We start from the raw sequence: 19343 nt of genomic DNA, 5'->3' as shown, positions 1-19343 counted from the left end.
CTCAGGATGAGGACCATTGGCAAGCGCGGTCGCCGGAAAACCTCACCCTGAGCTTGTCGAAGGGCGAGGTTTCGCCCCTGTTTGCGGATGGCGATCCTTCTTGACGCCCCCTCCTCGCGGTCGCACAAACGCGCAAACCAAACACGCGTTTGAGGGAGATCTAAGGGCATGGCGGACGACATTCGCTTCGACGGTCAGGTGGCCATCGTCACGGGCGCGGGCGGCGGGCTTGGCCGCCAGCACGCCCTGGAACTGGCCCGTCGCGGCGCCAAGGTGGTGGTCAACGACCTGGGCGGCAGCGTCGACGGCTCGGGCGGCTCGTCCGACGCCGCCAAGGCCGTGGTGGCCGAGATCGAGGCCTTCGGCGGGCAAGCGATCGCCCACGGCGCCTCGGTCACCGACGACGCCGGCGTCGCCGACCTGGTCAAGACCACCATCGACAAGTGGGGCCGCATCGACATCCTCGTCGCCAATGCCGGCATCCTGCGCGACAAGACCCTGACCAAGATGGAGCTGGCCGACTTCGAGGCGGTCATCCAGGTCCACGTCTTCGGCACCTTCAAGCCGATCAAGGCCGTCTGGGACATCATGAAGGCCCAGAACTACGGCCGCATCGTCGTCACCACCTCGTCCTCGGGCATGTACGGCAACTTCGGCCAGTCCAACTACGGCGCGGCCAAGATGGCGGTGCTGGGCCTGATGAACACGCTGAAGCTCGAAGGCGCCAAGAACAACGTCAAGATCAACGCCATCAGCCCGGTCGCGGCCACCCGCATGACCGAGGGCCTGATGCCGCCCGAGATCCTGGCCAAGCTGAATCCCGAATACGTCACACCGGGCGTCGTCTACCTGGTGTCGGAGGACGCCCCCACCGGCGCGATCCTCACCGCCGGGGCCGGCGTCTTCGCCCTGGCCCGCATCTTCGAGACCGAGGGCGTCTATCTGGGCGAAGGCGGCCTCTCGGCCGAGGAAGTTCGCGACAGCTGGGAAGCAATCACCGCCGAGCCGGGCCAGCAGGCCTATTTCAACGGCGGCGAGCAGGGCCAGAAGTTCTTCCGCAAGCTGGCTGGCGGCTGACCTCCCATCGGGACGCCGTGATCACGGGCGCCGGAACATCCGCGCCCGTGATCGCCACATTTGACGTAAATTACAAAAAACTCGACCTGAAAGAATTGCGGCGAATACAAGCCTTTACCTAAGGGAAAGCACTCATTTTGACATAACGACGAATGAATAGAGGCCAAAAAGGCACGTTTTCTTTGACGCCGAGAACAAAATTCACCGTTACGCGAATAAATAGCAACGGTTTTTGAAAAGATGCGTTAGAGCCGGCGGCAACCTCCAGCATCGCAAGGTGTTGGTTGGACCTAACCTCCCCAAGAAGGTCTGTCAGTCACATGGCTCTCTCGCGTAAAGTCCTCGCCGCCGGCGCCGCGCTCACCGCCCTCGCCGCCGCTTCGCAAGCCTCCGCCTCGGGCTTCTACCTGCAGGAACAATCCGCCCGCGGCGCCGGTCGCGCCTATTCGGGCGAAGTCGCCGACAGCGGCGCCGCCAGCCTGTGGTGGAACCCTGCCGCCATCGCCGGCGTCGAGCACGCCGAAGTCTACGGCGGCCTGCACGCCGTGCTGGTGAACTCCAAGGTCACCAACAATGGCTCGACCATCACCCGTCCGGTTCCGGTCACCACCCCGGTGGGCGGCACGGGCACGGCCACCGACGTCATCAACGACGGCGTGGTGCCTAACTTCGCCGGCGCCTGGCGCCTGAACGACAAGATCGTCGTCGGCCTGTCGATGGCCGCGCCCTACAACTTCACCACCGAGTACGAAGCCAACAGCTGGGCTCGCTACGACGCCATCAAGTCGCGCCTGACGACGGCCGACCTGCAGGCCACCCTGGCCTACCGCGTCAACGACAAGCTCGACCTGGGCGTGGGCATCAGCGGCGTCTACGCCGACGCCGAACTGTCGAACGCCCTGCCGAACGCTTCGCCGCTGCAAGGCGACGGCCGCCAGGAACTGACCGGCGACGGCTGGGGCTACGGCTGGACCGTGGGCGCCCAGTTCCACGCCACTCCGGCCCTGACCTTCGGCGCCAGCTACCGTTCGAAGACCGAGCACACCCTGAAGGGCGACGTCGCGGTCTCGGGCATCCTGGCCCCGCTGCCGACCGCCGCCAACCGCACCGTCGCCGGTGAAGCCACCATCACCACTCCGTGGATGGCCACCCTCGGCGCCCGCTGGGCCGTGACCCCCAAGACCACCCTGAACGCCCAGGTCGCCCGCGTCGGCTGGAGCGAGTTCGACGCCATCCGCGTCACCTTCGCCGGCGGCGGCTCGGTCAGCGAGCAGGACTACAAGGACATCACCACCGTGGCCGTGGGCGTGGATCACCAGCTGACCCCGCGCCTGACCCTGCGCGGCGGCGTCCAGAAGGACCCGACCCCGACCCCGGACGAGGGCCGCACCGCCCGCGTGCCGGACGGCGACCGCATGCTCTACGCCGTCGGCGCCACCTGGGCGGCCAAGCCGAACCTGAACCTCGACATCGCCGCGACCTACATCGCGTTCGACGATTCCGAGATCCACCGCACCGACACCACCGCCACCGGCTCGTCGGTGACCCTCAACGGCCTGGCCACCGGCCACGCCACGGTCCTGTCGACCGGCGTCCGCTGGACGTTCTAAGGCTTCCCAGCCTCTGAAATGCGGAAAGGCCGCCTGGAGCGATCCAGGCGGCCTTTTTGTTTGTCTTCCAAAGCCCTTCCCGTTGGCGGGTGACGCCGGTCCCGCTTGCGCCGCCGTCGCAAGCCCCCACCCGTAAATCCCCGCGAAAGCGGGGACCCAGGTGTTTTTACGCTTCTCCCTGCCCACCACACCCGCCTCCCTCGCCCTCGTGGCGAGGGCCCATGCCGGCCGCCGCTCAAACCTGAGCCGAACTCGAAAGGTCTGAGCAGGCTGACCCCTGGATCCTGGGCACAAGACCCAGGAAGGCGCCCATGAGGAACCTCCCCCTGTGGGGGAGGCGGCCAAAGGCCGGTGGGGGCCCGTCTTCAGCTTCCGAGGCGCTGGCCGGCCATTCCCCAGACCCTCTCCCTGAAGGGAGAGGGAGGGGCCCAGGCGACCGCCCGGGAGGGTGAGGGGTTACGCCGCCAGCCGGCGTGCCGGCACGCCGTCGACCGTCCCTAACCCCTCATCCGACCTGCTTCGCAGGCCACCTTCTCCCTCCAGGGAGAAGGGGAAGGTGGACGGGGATAGAGCAGCGTGGATCCCCGGCGTTCAGCAAACAGACCTGAACCCAATCAACCACTTCCAACTTTCTCAGCGTGCTGGATCAGACGCGCCAAATCCCGGCGCAATAATCATCGGGTCCCGTCGCGGGGAGAGGGCGCAAGGATCCGGCCCGAAGCGTGCGACGTGGATGCGATCGAGCGGGGCCGCCGGAGTTGCGTGAGCAGGGCCGGGCCAAGCTTAAATGAGGATGGGGGACGTAAACCCATCCATCGGGAGCTTGCCCAAATAGGCTCCCGCCCGTCCAAGGGTTCGCGCCGCCATGCACGCTTGGCCGTCAAGAAACGGGGGCGCATTGCATGGGGAAGGGACAAAGGGCGGAAGAGGCCCGCGCGTCCCGGCCTGAGGAACAATGATCGCGCGGGGCGTCCAGCTTCGTCGAAACGGTACTTGAAACACACACATCCGGGCGAAGCCCGGACGCCCCGCGCCCTCTCCACTAACTCTGCGATTTCGCGCGAGAGGCCGCAAAGCCGGGCCCCAAGATCCTCCCCCTCTGGGGGAGGTGGCCCGGAGGGCCGGAGGGGGTCGCGCGCAGCGCGCCCTACCCGCCCTTCTGCCTCGCCGCGAACTCCCGCCGGAACTGCTCGAACCGCCCCTCGGCGATCGCGTCCCGCATGGCCGCCGTCAGGGCCTGGAAGAAGGCGATGTTGTGCCACGACAGCAGCACCTGCCCCAAGATCTCCTCGGCCTTGAACAGGTGGCGCAGATAGGCCTTGGAATAGTCGCGGCTGGCCGGGCAGTCGCTGGTCGGATCCAGCGGGCTCTCGTCCTCGGCGAAGCGGGCGTTCTTGATGTTGATCGCCCCGTCCCAGGTCCAGGCCTGGCCGTGGCGGCCCGAACGGGTCGGCAGCACGCAGTCGAACATGTCGACGCCACGCCAGACGGCCTCCACGAGATCGATGGGCTTGCCCACGCCCATCAGGTAGCGCGGCTTGTCGGCCGGCAACAGGCCCGGCGCGTAGTCCAGCACCTCGCACATCGCCTCGTGGCCCTCGCCGACGGCCAGACCACCGATGGCGTAGCCGTCGAAGCCGATCTCCTGCAGGCGCTCCGACGACTCCCGGCGCAGGTTCTCGAAGGTCGAGCCCTGCTGGATGCCGAACAGCGCCTGGGTGTCGCGGGTCCCGAAGGCGGTCTTGGAACGCAGGCCCCAGCGCGCCGACAGCTCCATGCCCTCGCGCGCCCGCTTCTCCTCGGCCGGCCAGGCCACGCACTCGTCCAGCTGCATGACGATGTCGCTGCCCAGCAGGTCGGCCTGGATCTCCATCGACCGCTCGGGGCTCAGCACGTGCTTGGCACCGTCGATATGGCTGGCGAAGGTGACGGCCTCTTCGGTGACCTTGCTGATCCCCGACAGGCTCATCACCTGGAAGCCGCCGCTGTCGGTCAGGATCGGCTTGTCCCAGCGCATGAACTTGTGCAGCCCGCCCAGGCGCTTCACCCGCTCGGCCGTCGGGCGCAGCATCAGGTGATAGGTGTTGCCCAGGATGATGTCCGCGCCGGTGTCCTTGACCTGGTCGACCGTCAGGGCCTTGACCGTGCCGGCCGTGCCCACCGGCATGAAGGCCGGCGTGCGGATGTCGCCGCGCGGGGTCTTCAGCACGCCCGTCCGGGCCTTGCCGTCCGTGGCTTTGATCTCGAAGGGAAAGGCGGCCATCTAGACGGTCTCGGTTTCGGCGCGGAACAGCAGCGAGCCGTCGCCATAGGAATAGAAGCGGTAGCCCGTCGATATGGCGTGCTCATAGGCCGCGCGCATCATCGCCCGACCGGCGAACGCGCTGACCAGCATGAACAGGGTCGACTTGGGCAGGTGGAAATTGGTCATCAGCACGTCGACCGCCCGGAAGCGGTAGCCGGGCGTGATGAAGATCGCCGTCTCGTCGGCGAACGGCCGGACCACGCCGTCCTCGCCCGTGGCGCTCTCGATCAGGCGCAGGGACGTGGTGCCCACGCAGACGATGCGGCCGCCGGCGGCATGGACGGCATTGAGGGCCTCGGCCGTCTGCGCGCTGACCTCGCCGAACTCGGCGTGCATCTTGTGCTCGGAGACCTCGTCGGTCTTCACCGGCAGGAAGGTGCCCGCGCCCACGTGCAGGGTGACGAAGTGCAGGGAAACGCCCTTGGCCTTCAGCGCGTCCAGCAGGTCCGGCGTGAAGTGCAGGCCCGCGGTCGGGGCGGCCACCGAGCCGTCCTCGCGGGCATAGACGGTCTGGTAGTCGGCGCGGTCGCGGTCGTCCTCGGCCCGCTTTGCGGCGATGTAGGGCGGCAGCGGCATCATCCCATGCCGGGCGATGCCGATGTCGAGGTCGGGGCCCGACAGGTCAAAGGCCAAAACGACCTCGCCGCCCTCGTGCTTCTCGACCACCGTGGCGTCCAGGCGCTCGGCCTCGCACGCGACCGAACCCTGGGCGGCGAAGGCCACCCGGTCGCCGGCCTTAAGCCGCTTGCCCGGGCGCATGAAGGCGCTCCAGCGGTCGGGCGCCATGCGGCGGTGCAGGGTCGCCTCGACGGCCACCGGCGTTCCGTCGGCCCCGCCGGTCGTGCGGCCCTCGCGCAGGCCCGACAGGCGGGCGGGGATCACTCGGGTGTCGTTGAACACCAAGGCGTCGCCAGGGCGCAGGAAATCGGGCAGGTCGCGGACGATGCGGTCCTGAAGAGCCTGCCCCGGGCGCACGACGAGAAAGCGCGCGCTGTCGCGCGGCTCGGCCGGGCGCAGGGCGATGCTGTCGTCAGGAAGGTCGAAATCGAAGTCGGAAAGGCGCATGGGCCGGCTTCAAGGCCACGAAGGGGGCGCGAGGTCAAGGCGCGGCGCGGCCGCATCGGCGCCGCGCGGCTGCGCAACCGCTACGCCGGGGGCTTAGAAACGCATGCCGGCCTGCACGACCGTCGTCTGCCCGTGCTAAGGGCGAAGTCATGCAACTGATCCTGCACCTTGCCCGACTGTTCTGCCGCGGCACGGCCCTGGCCCTCGTCATGCTGGCCCTGGCGCTCGGCCTCGCCGGCCTCGGCGGCGCCTTCAGCGACCGGCTGGACGTGGCCAACCACTTCGCGCCGGTCTGGCTGGTCGTGGGCCTGGCCGGCGCCCTGGTCGGGGCGATCGTCTCGCGGCGGAGCGAGCGCTGGGCGATCGTCGTCATGGGCGTGGTGGCGATCCTGGCCCACGGCGGCCTGATGGCCCCCGAACTGATCGCCGCCCAGACCCGCAAGCTCGACCCGGGTCCCGCGACGCTGAAGGTCATGCAGTTCAACGTCTGGGCCTCGAACGACGACCCGACGCAGGCCCTGGAATGGGTGCTGGCCGAGGATCCGGACGTCCTCTTCGTCGAGGAAGGCGGCGGCAGCGCCTGGCCGCTGATCGGCCCGCTGCGCAGGCTCTATCCGTTCGTGGTCTCCTGCGTGGGCAACACCCGCCCGTGCGACACCTGGATCTTCAGCAAGAAGAAGATGGTCGCCCGGGGCGGCGTCTATGACCGCGAGCGGCCGCTGTCGGTGGCCTGGGCCACCCTGGCCGATCCGAACGGCCCGTTCACGGTGGTGGCCACCCACTATGTCTGGCCTATCCCGGCCGGCGCCCAGCAGGCCCAGAGCCGTCGCCTGGCCGAAATGCTGAACGGCTTCGACAAGAAGGCGATGATCGTCGCCGGCGACTTCAACTCCACGCCCTGGTCGTGGAGCCTGCGCCGACAGGACAGGCTGTTCGGCCTGGAGCGCCGGACCCTGGCCCTGCCCTCCTGGCCATCGGGCTCGTTCACCCGCCTGCTCAAGGCGCCCTTCCCGTTCATGCCGATCGACCACCTCTATGCCGGCAAGCAGTGGAAGACGGTGTCGGTCAAGCGCGGCCCGCACCTGGGCTCGGACCACCGGCCGGTGGTGATCACGCTGCGGCGCGGCTAGGCGCGCAAAGAAAAAGGGCCCCTCCGTTTCCGAAGGGGCCCTCTTTGAACTTTAGGCGTCGGCGGCGATCTTGGCGCTGACGATCTTGCCCGGCGCGCGGGGCGGCTCGCCCTTGGGCAGGCTGTCGACGTGATCCATGCCGTCGGTGACCACGCCCCAGACGGTGTATTGCTTGTCCAGGAAGGTGGCGTCGTCGAAGACGATGAAGAACTGGCTGTTGGCCGAGTTCGGATCCGGCGTGCGGGCCATCGAGCAGACGCCGCGCACGTGCGGCTCGGCCGAGAACTCGGCCTTCAGGTCGGGCTTGGAGGAGCCGCCGCGGCCGGTGCCGGTCGGGTCGCCGCCCTGGGCCATGAAGCCCGGGATCACGCGGTGGAAGACGACGCCGTCATAGAAGCCCTCGCGGACCAGTTCCTTGATCCGCTCCACGTGGCCGGGGGCCAGGTCGGGACGCAGCTGGATGGTGACCGGACCGGTCTCGAGCGTCAGGATCAGGGTGTTTTCGAGGTCAGCCGACATGGTCGTCCCTTCGGTACGGGGTTTGGCGAGCGAGGCCCGCCGGAGAAATTGAGTCTGGCGCTCTTTAGCCCGCCGCAAAGCGGCTGTGAACCGCCGTTACTGAACGCTGACGGGGACTTCCAGGTCGCAGACCGAGAAATCCGCGCCCTTGGCCCGCCGAACGGCCGCGATCTGGCCCCGGAACCACGGGCTGTTCGGGTCGATCACCCTCACCTTGGGGCGCTCGGCTTCCGGGATGTCGGACAGCAGGCGCACCCTGGTCATCTCGTCCTGCGGGTCGGCCACCGGCTCGCCGGTCTTGATGGCCCGCACCGCCTCCAGGCCCGAGATCACCCGGCCGAACGCGGTGTAGCGCTTGTCCAGCGACGGATAGGGCTGGCGCATCAGGAAGAACTGGCTGTTGGCGCTGTCGGGCGCGTCGTCGCGGGCCATGCCCAGGACGCCCGGGCAGTAGGTGCCCCAGGCGGCGACCTTCTTGTCGCTGGTCATGGTGTTCCAGCTCAGCGCCTGGCTGACCACGGGCAGCGACTTCAGGAAGCCCACTTCCGTGCCGGCCGGCGAGGCGGCGACCACGAACGGCAGGGCCTGGTCGCGGCGGAAGGTGAACTCGGCCTTGAGGTTGGGCTTGCTCGAAGCCCCCTGCCCGGTGTCCTCCGGATCGCCGGTCTGGGCCATGAAGCGGTCGATGACCCGGAAGAAGGTGCGCCGGTCGTAGACGCCCTCGCGGGTCAGTTCCTGCAGGCGCGCCACGTGGGCGGGCGCGACCTCGGGGACCAGCTCGACGAGGATCCGGCCCTTGGTGCTGTCGATGACCATCACCGTGTCCGGCGCCGGCGTGCGCCAGTCGGATTCGCGGGGCCCGGCCGGCGCCGCGACGGCGGCGGCCTTGGCCCGCTTGGCCTTGGGCGCGGCCTGCGCCGCCGGGACAACCGCCGCGGCGGCCAGAAGAGCGACGGCGGAGACGATCGGCAGGCGCATTCAGTCGACCTCGGCTTACTTGCTGACCTTCGCGGGTACTTCCACGTCGCAGATGTTGTAGCCGGCGCCAAGCTCGGCCTGCTTCTTCTTGACCACTTCGGCGAAGGCGGCGCTGCGGGTGTCCATCACCTGCACGGTCGGGCGCTTGTCGGCCGGGATGTCGGCCAGCACCTTGACGCTGAGCATCTTGTCCTGCGGGTCGGCGACCGGCTCGCCGGTCTTGATGGCGCGCACGACCTCCAGGCCCGACAGCACGCGGCCAAAGCCCGTGTAGGCCTTCTCCAGCGACGGATAGTGCTGGCGCATGAAGAAGAACTGGCTGTTGGCGCTGTTGGGGTCGCCGGCGCGGGCCATGCCCAGCACGCCGGGGCAGAAGTTGGCCCAGGCCTGCACCTTGCCGTCGGCGGTCATGGCCGCCAGCATCGACGACTGGCTGGTCACGGCCAGCGGACCGACGAAGCCGGTCTCCAGCGAGCCGACCTTGCCGACCGGCGCGAACGAACCGCCCGAACCGGGGCGGCGGAAGCTGAACTCGGCCGTCAGGTCGGGCTTGTCCGAGCCGCCGGTGCCGTCGTTCTTGGGATCGCCCGTCTGGGCCATGAAGGTGTCGATGACGCGGAAGAAGGTCAGGCCGTCGTAGAAGCCGGCCCGCGCCAGCTCGCGCACGCGCTCGACATGGCCCGGCGCGGCCTCGGGAACCAGCTCGGCGACGATGCGGCCCTTGTTGGTCTCGACGACCAGTACGTTCTCCGGATCGGGCGTACGCCATTCGGCGCTTTGGGCGGCGACTTGAGCGGAAGCGGCCGTAGCCGAAACGAGCGCCAGGGCGGCGACGCCGAGAACGCGGAACGCAGACTTCATGGATTTCCCCGAACAGATCTCGTCGCCCCGCGTAGAACGGGCGGAGCGGAACCACAAGCTTTGTCGATGATTTCGGCCACTTGTGGGCGGCCCGCGCAACGAACCTCCCCTTCTGGGGGAGGCGATCGCGCAGCGATCGGTGCGGGGAGAACTTCAGGCGCAGCGCGGCTGAAAACGTCCCCCCTCCGTCGCCTTTGGCGACACCTCCCCCACAGGGGGAGGATCTTGGGATCAACGCGCCTTGATCTTGGCGATCAGGTCGGTGGCGACGCCGGGGCTGACGAACTTGCCGACCTCGCCGTCGAGCGAGGCGATTTCCTTGACCAGCTTGGAGGCGATGGCCTGGTGGCGCGGGTCGGCCATCAGGAAGACGGTCTCGATCTCGCGATCCATCTGCTGGTTCATCGCGGTCATCTGGAATTCGTACTCGAAGTCGGCCACGGCCCGCAGGCCGCGGACGATCATCTGGGCGTTCACCTCGCGAGCGAAGTGAATCAGCAGGCTGTCGAACGGCCGGACCTCGATGACGGCGCCGCTCAGGTGCGCCGTCTCGCGCTGCAGCATGGCGACCCGTTCGTCGAGCGAGAACAGGGGGTTCTTGCCGATGTTGACAGCTACCCCGATGACCAGCTTGTCGACCAGCTTGACTGCCCGACCGATGATGTCGAGGTGGCCGTTGGTGACCGGATCGAAGGTCCCGGGATAAAGACCGATACGCATGAAACCCCCTGCGCCTTTGACTTACGGGGTCTCTTCCGCCCCGCTTGCGTCGTCCTGCCCTTCGTCGCCGCCGGCCTCGGCCAGGCGCTCGACGCTCACGACATGCTCGTCCGCCGCCGTGCGGAAGACGGTTACGCCCTGAGTATTCCGCGCCGCAACACGAATTTGCGCGACGGGGCACCGTATCAGCTGACCGGCGTCCGTCACCAGCAGGATTTGGTCGCTCTCGTCGACCGGGAACGAGCCCACCAGCTTGCCGCCGCGCTTGGACAGATCCTGGGCCGCCAGGCCCTGGCCGCCGCGACCGGTGCGACGGAAATCGTAGGCGCTGGTGCGCTTGCCGTAGCCTTCCGACGAGATGGTGAGGATGATCTCCTCGGCCGCGCCAAGCTCGGCGATGCGCTCGATCGTGAGGTTGGCCTCGCCGGCCTCTTCATCGGTCTCCTCCGGCGCGGGGGCCTCGTCGCCCTCCTCGCCCGAAGCGGCGCGCAGCAGGGCGCGCTGGTGCTTGAGGTAGGCGGCGCGTTCGGCCGGCGTGGCGTCGACGCTGCGCAGCACGGCCATCGAGATGACGGTGTCGCCCGAGGCCAGCTTCACGCCGCGCACGCCGGTGGAATCGCGGCTGGCGAACACCCGCACCTCGTCGACCGAGAAGCGGATGCAGCGGCCCGCCGCCGTGGTCAGCAGCACGTCCTGCTCGCCGTTGCAGACGGCGACGCCGACGATGCCGTCGCCTTCGTCCAGCTTCATGGCGATCTTGCCGTTGCGGCGGACGTCGACGAAGTCGGACAGCTTGTTGCGACGCACGCTGCCCGAGCGGGTGGCGAACATCACATCCAGGCCGTCCCAGGTGGCCTCGTCCTCGGGCAGGGTCAGGATCGAGGTGATGGTCTCGCCCGGCTCGATCGGCAGCAGGTTGACGAACGCCTTGCCGCGCGAATTGGCGGCGCCCAGCGGCAGGCGCCACACCTTCATCTTGTAGACCTTGCCGCCCGAGGTGAAGAACAGCAGCGGCGCGTGGGTCGAGGCCGAGAACACGCGGGTGACGGCGTCCTCGTCCTTGGTCGCCATGCCCGACTTGCCTTTGCCGCCCCGGTGCTGGGTGCGGTAGTTGGCCAGCGGGGTTCGCTTGACGTAGCCGCCCATGGTGACGGTGATGACCATGTCCTCGCGAACGATCAGGTCTTCGTCTTCCATGTCGGCGTCGCCGTCGACGATCTGGCAGCGGCGCGGAATGGCGAACTTGTCCTTCACCTCGACCAGCTCTTCGCGGACCACGGCCATGATGTTGGCGCGGTCGGACAGCAGTTCGAGATAGCCACGGATGGCCTCGGCCAGCAGGGCCGCCTCGTTGCCGATCTCGTCACGGCCAAGGCCGGTCAGGCGCGACAGGGTCAGGGCCAGGATGGCGCGGGCCTGCTCGTCGGTCAGGCGGATGAAGCCGCCGTCTTCCTGCACCGAGCGCGGGTCGGCGATCAGCTCGACCAGGGGCAGCATGTCGCCCATCGGCCAGGCCTTGGCCACCAGGCGCTCGCGCGCCTCGGCCGGGTCCTTGGACGAGCGGATGATGTGGATGAACTCGTCGATATTGGCCACGGCGATGGCCAGGCCGACCAAGACGTGGCCGCGATCGCGGGCCTTGCCCAGCTCGAACTTGGTGCGGCGGACGACGACTTCCTCGCGGAACTCGACGAACACTTCCAGGAGCTTGCGCAGGCCCATCTGCTCGGGACGGCCGCGGTTCAGGGCCAGCATGTTGACGCCGAACGAGCTTTGCAGCGCCGTGAAGCGATAGAGCTGGTTGAGGATCACCTCGCCCGAGGCGTCGCGCTTGAGCTCGACCACGATGCGCATGCCGTCGCGGTTGGACTCGTCGCGGATGTCGGCGACGCCCTCGATCTTCTTGTCGCGGACCAGCTCGGCGATGTGCTCGACCAGGTTGGCCTTGTTCACCTGATACGGGATCTCGGTGATGATGATGGCTTCGCGGCCGGTGCGGATCTCGTCGACGCTGGCGACGCCGCGCATGACGACCGAGCCGCGCCCGGTCAGCAGCGCGTTGCGCGGCGGCGAGCGGCCGATGATCTCGCCGCCGGTCGGGAAGTCCGGACCGGGCACGAGGTCGAGCAACTGGTCGGTGGTGACCTCGGGCTCGTCGATCAGCAGCAGGCAGGCGTCGATGACTTCGCCCAGGTTGTGCGGCGGAATGTTGGTGGCCATGCCGACGGCGATGCCGCCCGCGCCGTTGACCAGCAGGTTGGGGATCCGCGCCGGCAGGACGGTGGGTTCCTGCTCCTTGCCGTCGTAGTTGTCGGCGAAGTCGACCGTGTCCTTGTCGAGGTCGGCCAGCAGCGACATGGCCGGCGGCGCCATGCGGCACTCGGTGTATCGCATGGCGGCGGGCATATCGCCGTCGACCGAGCCGAAGTTGCCCTGGCCGTCGATGAGCACCAGGCCCATCGAGAACGACTGCGTCATGCGCACCAGGGTGAAGTAGATCGAGGCGTCGCCGTGCGGGTGATACTTACCCATGACGTCACCGACGACGCGGGCTGACTTGACGTACGGGCGCTCGGGCGTCTGGCCCTGCTCGTGCATCGAGAACAGCACCCGACGGTGCACCGGCTTGAGGCCGTCGCGCGCGTCCGGAAGGGCGCGGCTGACGATGACGCTCATCGCATAATCGAGATACGAGCGGCGCAGCTCGTCCTCGATGTTGATCGGGGCGATGTCTCCGCGCGGCCCTTCGGGAGGCAGAGTGTTTTGATCGTCGTTCAAGGGGATTTTTCGCCGTCAGAATCGAACACGGAACAGTCGGAAACAGTTAGCATTCTGACACGGACGGCGCCACCTTCGCCGCCCCAACGTTCCTAAGCGAACCGGAGCAGTTTCATGCGTCTGACCGCCCTCTTCCTCGCCGCCGGCCTCGTGGCCGCCACCACGGCCTCCGCCGCCGACGCGCCCGCCACCGCGACCGCCGAGATCAAGGGCGCCGACGGCAAGACGATCGGAACCGGGACGATCACCGAGGCCCCGCACGGCGTGCTGCTGAAGATCGAGGCCAAGGGCCTGACGCCCGGCTGGCACGGCCTGCACTTCCACGAGAAGGGCGACTGCGGCGCGCCCGACTTCAAGTCGGCCGGCGCCCACGTTCATACGACCGCCACGGTGGTCCACGGCCTGCTGAACCCGAACGGCAACGACAACGGCGACCTGCCCAACCTCTACGCCGCCGCCGACGGTTCGGCCGTGACCGAGGTGTTCTCGCCGCTGGTGTCGCTGAAAGGCGCGGGCGGCCGACCGGCCCTGCTGGACGCCGACGGCTCGGCCATCGTCATCCACGCCAGCCCCGACGACCACACCAGCCAGCCGATCGGCGGCGCCGGCGCGCGCAGCGCCTGCGGGGTGGTGAAGTAGCCCCTTCCCTCTTCCCCCAGCGGGCGGAAACGAAAACGGCCTCCGGATCGCTCCGGAGGCCGTTTCTGTTTTGGGATGCCCTACCTCAGCGCGGCAGCACCAGGCCCGGGTCGATCGGCTTGGCCTTGTCCTTCGGGGTCGGGGCGTAGCGGACCTCGAAGTGCAGCTGGGGTTCGTTGACGCCGCCGGTCTGGCCGACGGTGCCGAGCTGTTCGCCCTGGCCGACCTGCTGGCGCATCTTGACGTCGGTGGTCGCCAGGTGCGCGTAGGCCGTGACCCAGCCGTCCGCGTGCTTGACCAGCACGAGGTTGCCGAAGCCCGGCACCTGGTTGCCGGCGTAGACCACCTCGCCCGAGGCGGCGGCCTTGACCGGAGCGCCGGCCGAGGCGCGGATGTTGAGGCCGTCGTTGCGCTGGCCCGTGCCCTTGGGACCAAAGTCCGAGATGGTCTCGCCGCGCACCGGCCAGACGAAGCGGCCGCGGCCGGCGGCCGTGATCTCGGCCTCGGTCGGCGGGGCGCTGCTCTCGATGATCGGGCGCGACGGGGCCGGCGGCGGGGTGATCGGCTGGGCCGAGACCGGCGCGCTGGGACGCGGATAGCTGGAGGCCGAGCCCGACGGCGTGTAGGGGCGCGGGCTGGACGGCAGGCCGCTGGTCGACGGCGCGGGAGCCGGCGAGGCGCCGATCGGGGCCTGGGCGGTCGTGGTCGGGGCCGGGGTCGCCATGGGGCTCACGGGCCGCGGCGCGGGCGTCGTCACCGTCGTGCGGATAGGGCCGCGGTCCTTGTAGCCGTCGGGCAGGACGACCTTCTGGCCCTTCTTGACCGACGCGCCGGTGCGCAGGTTGTTTTCCTTGGCCAGGGCCGAGACGCTGACGTTGAAGCGCTTGGCGATGCCCGCCAGGGTGTCGCCGCTTTCGGCCACATAGGCCTTGTCGGTGGTGGCCGGCCCTTTGAGCTTCTGGCCCGGACGGATCACGTACGGGGCCTTCAGGTCGTTGTCCTCGACCAGGTCCTTGCGGGTGGTGCCCAGATCGCGGGCGATCGAGTCGATGGCGTCGCCCGACTTCACGGTATGGATCTTAGGCTTGCCGGCGACCTCGATCACCTTGCCGGTGATGCTGACGGTCGTGGTGGTGGTCGCGGCAGGAGCCGGCTCGTCGTCGACGACAGGACGCGAGGGCGGCGGCGCGGCGGCCGGGCGCGAACCGATCGACGGGGCCGAAGCGGTCGGCGCGGGACGCGACGGCGCGGCGCCGGCCAGGGTGGACGAGCCGCCCGGAACCGGCTGCATCACCGTGGTCCTGGACGGACCCTTGTCCTTGTAGCCTTCCGGAAGGCGGATCTTCTGGCCGGCGCGGATCGAGGCGCCGGTGGAGAGGTCGTTTTCCTCGGCCAGGGCGGCCGGGGTGACGCTGAAGCGACGCGAGATGGCGCTGAGGGTGTCGCCGCTCTCGACCACGTAGGCCTTGGCCTTGGTGGAGGGGCCCTTCAGCTTCTGGCCCGGCTTCAGGCGGTAGGGCTCTTCCAGGTCGTTCAGCTTGGCCAGCTCGACGCGCGAGATGCCCATCTTGCGGCCGATGGCGTCGAGGCCGTCGCCGGATTGGACGGTGTAGGTCTGCGGGCCGCCGCTGACGTCGACGACCTTGCCGCCGGTGGTCGTCACCACGACCGGGCGCATGGCAGGCTGCTGCTGCACGGGCGCCGGGATCGGACGGCTGTCGGCCGGCGGCGGGGGCGGCGGCGGAATATCGGAGGGCACGGGCGACAGCGGCTGGCTGGACACGGCGCCGGCGGCGACCGGCGCGGTCACCGGCGGGGCGTCGTCCTCAGGCGGCTGGGCGGCCGGCGGCGGGGTCTGGACGGCGGGCGGAGCCTGGACGAGCGGCGGGCTGACGCCGGCGTCGGCGCGGGTGGGATACTGGGCGCCGGTCGTCTCGCAGGCCGCGAGCGTTCCAGCCGTCAGCGCGATCACCGCCGCTTGCGTCCACAACTGCCTCATGACCTCTCCTTTCCTCGCGGAGCCTTCAAGTCGCCGCCGCAAGGGTAAATCAAACCTTAACCAAATACGCGCGACGTCGCCGAACCTGTGGACGCCGGGCCCGCACTACTCGCGGGCGACGCCTTCCAGGATCGGGACGAAACGCACGTCGCACAGGGCTTCGACCGTGAAGCCCCCCTTCCCGTCGCCGGCATAGCGGCGAAGGCTCTGGACAGGCCCGCGACCAACGGGCGCGACGAGCACGCCGTTGGGCTTGAGCTGAGCCAGGAGCCCCTTAGGCTCTTCCTGCGCCGCAGCCGTGACCATAATACGGTCAAAAGGCGCCTGCTCGCGCCAGCCTTCCCAGCCGTCGCCGAACTTGGTGATGACGTTGGTCAGGCCCAGGGTCGCAAAGCGCGCCTCGGCCTCCTTCATCAGCGTGCGATAGCGCTCGACCGTGTAGACGAGGCGCGACACTCGGCTGAGGATCGCCGTCTGGTAGCCCGAGCCGGTGCCGATCTCGAGCACGCGGCAGCGCGGCTCGACCGTCAGGGCCTGGGTCATCAGGCCGACGATGAACGGCTGGCTGATGGTCTGGCCGCAGGCGATCGGCAGGGCCGAGTCTTCCCACGACCGCTCCTTGAAGAGATCGGGCGTGAACAGGTCGCGCGGGGTCTTCTCGATCGCCGACAGCACGTTGGGATCGGTGACGCCTTGAGCCCTCAGGGCGTCGAGCAGCCGCTTCAGCAGCGCTTCAGGCGTTTCCGGGCGCTTGGCGCTCGCCATCACAGGCCGGGCTCCGGCTTTGGGGCGAGCTTAGGCGGCGCTCCGCCCAGCACGCCCTTGAGGGCGGCGACGGTGGCGTTGTGCGTCAGGTCGATATGCAGGGGCGTCACCGAGATGCGCCCTTCGTACACGGCCTTCAGATCGGTGCCCTCCGGCGGATTGGACGGCTTGGCGGTGAAGCCGGTCCAGTAGTAGTCGCGACCACGAAGGTCCGTCCGCTTTTCAATGCGCCGCAAGTGCGAGTCGCGGAAGCCTTGGCGGGTCACTTCCACGGCATCGACGCGCTCGGGCGGGATCGGCGGGAAGTTGACGTTCATCACCACGTCGGACGGCCAGCCCACTTCCAGCAGGCGGCGGATGATGCCAGGCGCGAAGTGCTCGGCCGTTTCCCAGTGGGCGACGACCTCGTCGGCGAAATAGGTCATGGCCTGCGACAGGGCGATGGCCGGAACGCCCAGCACCATCCCCTCGATGGCGCCGGCGACGGTGCCCGACAGGGTGACGTCCTCGGCCAGGTTCTGGCCGCGGTTGACGCCCGACAGGACGAGGTCGGGCTTGCCGCCCTCGACCAGTTCCTGGAAGGCCAGAGCCACGCAGTCGGTGGGCGTCCCCTCGACGGCGAAGCGGCGCTCGCTGATCTTCCGCACCCGCAGCGGGTCGGCCAGGGTCAGGGCCCGGCTGGCGCCCGACTGCTCGTATTCCGGCGCGACGACCCAGACGTCGTCCGACAGGGCCGCGGCGATGCGCTCCAGGCTGGCGAGGCCCGGAGCGTGGATGCCGTCGTCGTTGGTGAGGAGGATGCGCATCTTACTGCTCCTCCCCCGGGAAACGGGGGAGGTGGCGCGGCGCCATCGGCGACGTGACGGAGGGGGCGACCGCCGCAACAGCGCCCAGCCTCGCCCCCTCCACCACTTCGTGGTCCCCCTCCCCCGTTTCACGGGGGAGGAACTTGAAGGCGGATCCGATCACGCAGCGCCCCCGATGTGGGTCAGGCCGCCCATGTAGGGCTGCAGCACGGCCGGGATGGCGATGCGGCCGGCTTCGTCCTGGTAGTTCTCCAGCACGGCCACCAGGGTGCGGCCGACGGCCAGGCCCGAGCCGTTGAGGGTGTGGACGTAGTGCGTGCCCTTCTCGCCGGCCTTCTTGTAGCGGGCGTCCATGCGGCGGGCCTGGAAGTCGCCGCAGTTCGAGCACGAGCTGATCTCGCGATAGGTCGCCTGGCTCGGCAGCCAGACTTCCAGGTCGTAGGTCTTGCGCGCGCCGAAGCCCATGTCGCCCTTGCACAGCAGCATGGTGCGGAACGGCAGTTCCAGCTTCTTCAGCACGGTCTCGGCGCATTCGACCATGCGCTCGTGCTCGGCTTCCGACTGGTCGGGCGTGGTGATCGAGACCAGCTCGACCTTCTGGAACTGGTGCTGGCGGATCATGCCGCGGGTGTCGCGGCCCGAAGCGCCGGCCTCCGAGCGGAAGCAGTAGGTCAGCGCCGTCAGGCGCAGCGGCAGCTCTTCCTCGCCGGTGATCTGCTCGCGCACGAGATTGGTCAGCGACACCTCGGCGGTGGGGATCAGCCAGTGGTCGCCGGTGGTGCGGAACAGGTCTTCCGCGAACTTCGGAAGCTGGCCGGTGCCGAACAGGGCCTCGTCCTTGACCAGGACTGGCGGGCTGACCTCGGTATAGCCGTGCTCCACCGTCTGCAGGTCGAGCATGAACTGGCCGAGCGCCCGTTCCAGCCGGGCGATCTCCTTCTTGAGCACCACGAAGCGCGCGCCGCTCATGCGGGCGGCGGCCTCGAAGTCCATGCCGCCGAGGGCCGCGCCGAGATCGACGTGGTCCTTGGGCTGGTTCAGACGACCGGCCGGCAGCTTGGACGCGTCGCCCCAGCGGCGCTGCTCGACATTGCCCGCCTCGTCCTCGCCTTCGGGCACTTCGGCGGCGGGGATGTTGGGCAGGCTGGCCAGCAGGTCCTTCAGCTTGGCGCCGACGAGGTGCTCTTCTTCCGAGGCCTCGGCCATGCGGCCCTTCAGCGCCTCGACCTCGGCCATCAGGCGGGCGGCTTCGGCCTCGTCCTTCTTGGCCTTGGCCATGCCGATCAGCTTGGAGCTTTCGTTGCGCTTGGCCTGGGCTTCCTGCAGGGCGGTCTGGGCCGCGCGCAGCTGGGCGTCGAGCTTGACGGCTTCCGACGCCGCGCCCGAACGGCCCTTGGCCGACCAGGCGGCTTCGTAGGCTTCGGTGTTTTCGCGGATGGCCTTGATGTCGTGCATCGGAGTGAGCTCGGCAGGAAGTCGTTAAGAAACGCCCTTCTCTAAGGCGCGTCGGCAAGGGCGCCAACCTTTTCGCGCGGCCTCAGCCGACAGGATTGGCGCTCCAATCCTCGTGAGCATGCCGAACGCGGAGCACGCGTACGCCGCTACCGTCCACCATGTAGACGATGACATGCGACTTGTAGGGATGGATGCGGACCGGCGGCGTGATGTCCGCGCGTTCAGTCGCGGCCCGTGGAAAGGCCTTCAGAAAGCCGAACGCCTCTTCGAGCCCCGCATGATAACGCTCGGCCCGTCGCCGGCCGAAAGCGCGTACGCCTTCGATATAGATATCGACAAGATCGTCCCTGGCTCGGCGGCTGAGCCTAAAGGCCGAGCGCGCTGGCCCTCGCCCGGGCGATCTCCAAGATCTCGGACATGCTGTGTTCGCTGTCGCCCGACGCCAGGGCTTCGTCGACCCGCGCCTGCATCGCCTGGATCTTGGCGTGGCGCACGCGGTCGCGCTCGATCAGGTCGCGCACATAGTCGGCAGGCGTGTCGTAGCGCTCGGTCCGGGCCTGTTCGTCGACCCAGTCCTTGGCGTCTTCCGACAGAGAGACGTTCATCGTCGCCATGGGTTCAGCCTGAGACCGGCCG

16 protein-coding genes and 1 pseudogene are annotated in these 19343 nt (G+C 68.7%); 4 read left to right on the top strand and 13 right to left on the bottom strand.

Translation table 11 applies throughout. From position 1 onward, the window contains the following. Positions 1-168 precede the first annotated feature (168 nt). Both V6S85_RS19825 and V6S85_RS19820 read left to right on the top strand, forming a co-directional pair. Positions 169-1077: an SDR family NAD(P)-dependent oxidoreductase gene (locus V6S85_RS19825; protein ID WP_116567456.1), complete on the top strand. Its 909-nt coding sequence runs from the start codon at positions 169-171 to the stop codon at positions 1075-1077. Between the two features lie 320 nt (positions 1078-1397). Further along, positions 1398-2687, top strand: a complete 1290-nt coding sequence (locus tag V6S85_RS19820; RefSeq protein ID WP_334350000.1) for an outer membrane protein transport protein — start codon at positions 1398-1400, stop codon at positions 2685-2687. Between the two features lie 1147 nt (positions 2688-3834). Here the strand turns inward: V6S85_RS19820 and tgt are convergent. Together tgt and queA are read right to left on the bottom strand one after the other, a co-directional pair. Beyond that, a complete protein-coding gene (gene tgt, locus V6S85_RS19815; RefSeq protein WP_334349999.1) occupies positions 3835-4950 on the bottom strand; it encodes a tRNA guanosine(34) transglycosylase Tgt in 1116 nt (371 codons plus the stop codon). Then, entirely contained in the window at positions 4951-6057 is a 1107-nt protein-coding gene (gene queA, locus V6S85_RS19810; RefSeq protein WP_334349998.1) for a tRNA preQ1(34) S-adenosylmethionine ribosyltransferase-isomerase QueA, read from the bottom strand. Positions 6058-6206: 149 nt separating this feature from the next. On the opposite strand from queA, the gene V6S85_RS19805 reads away from it, so the two are divergent. Beyond that, a complete protein-coding gene (locus V6S85_RS19805) occupies positions 6207-7187 on the top strand; it encodes an endonuclease/exonuclease/phosphatase family protein (protein WP_334349997.1) in 981 nt (326 codons plus the stop codon). Between the two features lie 51 nt (positions 7188-7238). Here the strand turns inward: V6S85_RS19805 and V6S85_RS19800 are convergent, their stop codons facing one another. From V6S85_RS19800 to gyrA, 5 genes are all read right to left on the bottom strand, one after another. Then, entirely contained in the window at positions 7239-7706 is a 468-nt protein-coding gene (locus V6S85_RS19800; RefSeq protein WP_116567467.1) for a peptidylprolyl isomerase, read from the bottom strand. Positions 7707-7802: 96 nt separating this feature from the next. After that, positions 7803-8684 carry a peptidylprolyl isomerase gene (locus V6S85_RS19795; RefSeq protein WP_116567469.1) on the bottom strand — a complete coding sequence of 294 codons (882 nt, stop codon included), beginning with the start codon at positions 8682-8684 and terminating at the stop codon, positions 7803-7805. A gap of 15 nt (positions 8685-8699) precedes the next feature. Next, positions 8700-9545, bottom strand: coding sequence for a peptidylprolyl isomerase (locus tag V6S85_RS19790; RefSeq protein WP_116567471.1), 846 nt, complete (start codon positions 9543-9545; stop codon positions 8700-8702). A gap of 231 nt (positions 9546-9776) precedes the next feature. Continuing rightward, positions 9777-10265, bottom strand: coding sequence for a pantetheine-phosphate adenylyltransferase (gene coaD / locus V6S85_RS19785; RefSeq protein ID WP_058349426.1), 489 nt, complete (start codon positions 10263-10265; stop codon positions 9777-9779). 21 nt (positions 10266-10286) lie between these two features. Continuing rightward, positions 10287-13043 carry a DNA gyrase subunit A gene (gene gyrA / locus V6S85_RS19780; protein WP_334349996.1) on the bottom strand — a complete coding sequence of 919 codons (2757 nt, stop codon included), beginning with the start codon at positions 13041-13043 and terminating at the stop codon, positions 10287-10289. Between the two features lie 114 nt (positions 13044-13157). On the opposite strand from gyrA, the gene sodC reads away from it, so the two are divergent. After that, complete coding sequence (gene sodC / locus V6S85_RS19775; protein ID WP_116488633.1) at positions 13158-13682, top strand: superoxide dismutase[Cu-Zn]; 525 nt, start codon at positions 13158-13160, stop codon at positions 13680-13682. Positions 13683-13767: 85 nt separating this feature from the next. Here sodC and dipM read toward each other — a convergent pair whose 3' ends face one another. From dipM to V6S85_RS19745, 6 genes and pseudogenes are all read right to left on the bottom strand, one after another. Then, positions 13768-15681 (bottom strand): cell division endopeptidase DipM, encoded by a 1914-nt coding sequence (gene dipM, locus V6S85_RS19770; RefSeq protein WP_334349995.1) that lies wholly within the window; start codon positions 15679-15681, stop codon positions 13768-13770. 105 nt (positions 15682-15786) lie between these two features. Then, positions 15787-16446, bottom strand: coding sequence for a protein-L-isoaspartate(D-aspartate) O-methyltransferase (locus V6S85_RS19765; RefSeq protein ID WP_101716468.1), 660 nt, complete (start codon positions 16444-16446; stop codon positions 15787-15789). Further along, positions 16446-17252, bottom strand: coding sequence for a 5'/3'-nucleotidase SurE (gene surE, locus V6S85_RS19760; protein ID WP_116567479.1), 807 nt, complete (start codon positions 17250-17252; stop codon positions 16446-16448). Before surE ends, V6S85_RS19765 begins: the two co-directional genes overlap by 1 nt. A 159-nt stretch (positions 17253-17411) precedes the next feature. Continuing rightward, positions 17412-18707 carry a serine--tRNA ligase gene (gene serS, locus V6S85_RS19755; RefSeq protein ID WP_334349994.1) on the bottom strand — a complete coding sequence of 432 codons (1296 nt, stop codon included), beginning with the start codon at positions 18705-18707 and terminating at the stop codon, positions 17412-17414. Positions 18708-18789: 82 nt separating this feature from the next. Further along, positions 18790-19062: pseudogene (locus V6S85_RS19750) on the bottom strand (type II toxin-antitoxin system RelE/ParE family toxin); the annotation flags it as partial. A 10-nt stretch (positions 19063-19072) separates the two neighbouring features. Further along, the gene (locus tag V6S85_RS19745) at positions 19073-19321 is read right to left on the bottom strand and encodes a ribbon-helix-helix domain-containing protein (protein WP_116567483.1); all 249 of its coding nucleotides are present in this window, start codon (positions 19319-19321) and stop codon (positions 19073-19075) included. Positions 19322-19343: the final 22 nt, after the last annotated feature.

The organism is Caulobacter sp. CCNWLW153 (assembly GCF_036889365.1).
Classification (GTDB): Bacteria; Pseudomonadota; Alphaproteobacteria; order Caulobacterales; family Caulobacteraceae; genus Caulobacter; species Caulobacter radicis.
Note: the sequence above shows the minus strand (reverse complement) of the source record. Positions and strands in the feature narration are given on the sequence as shown.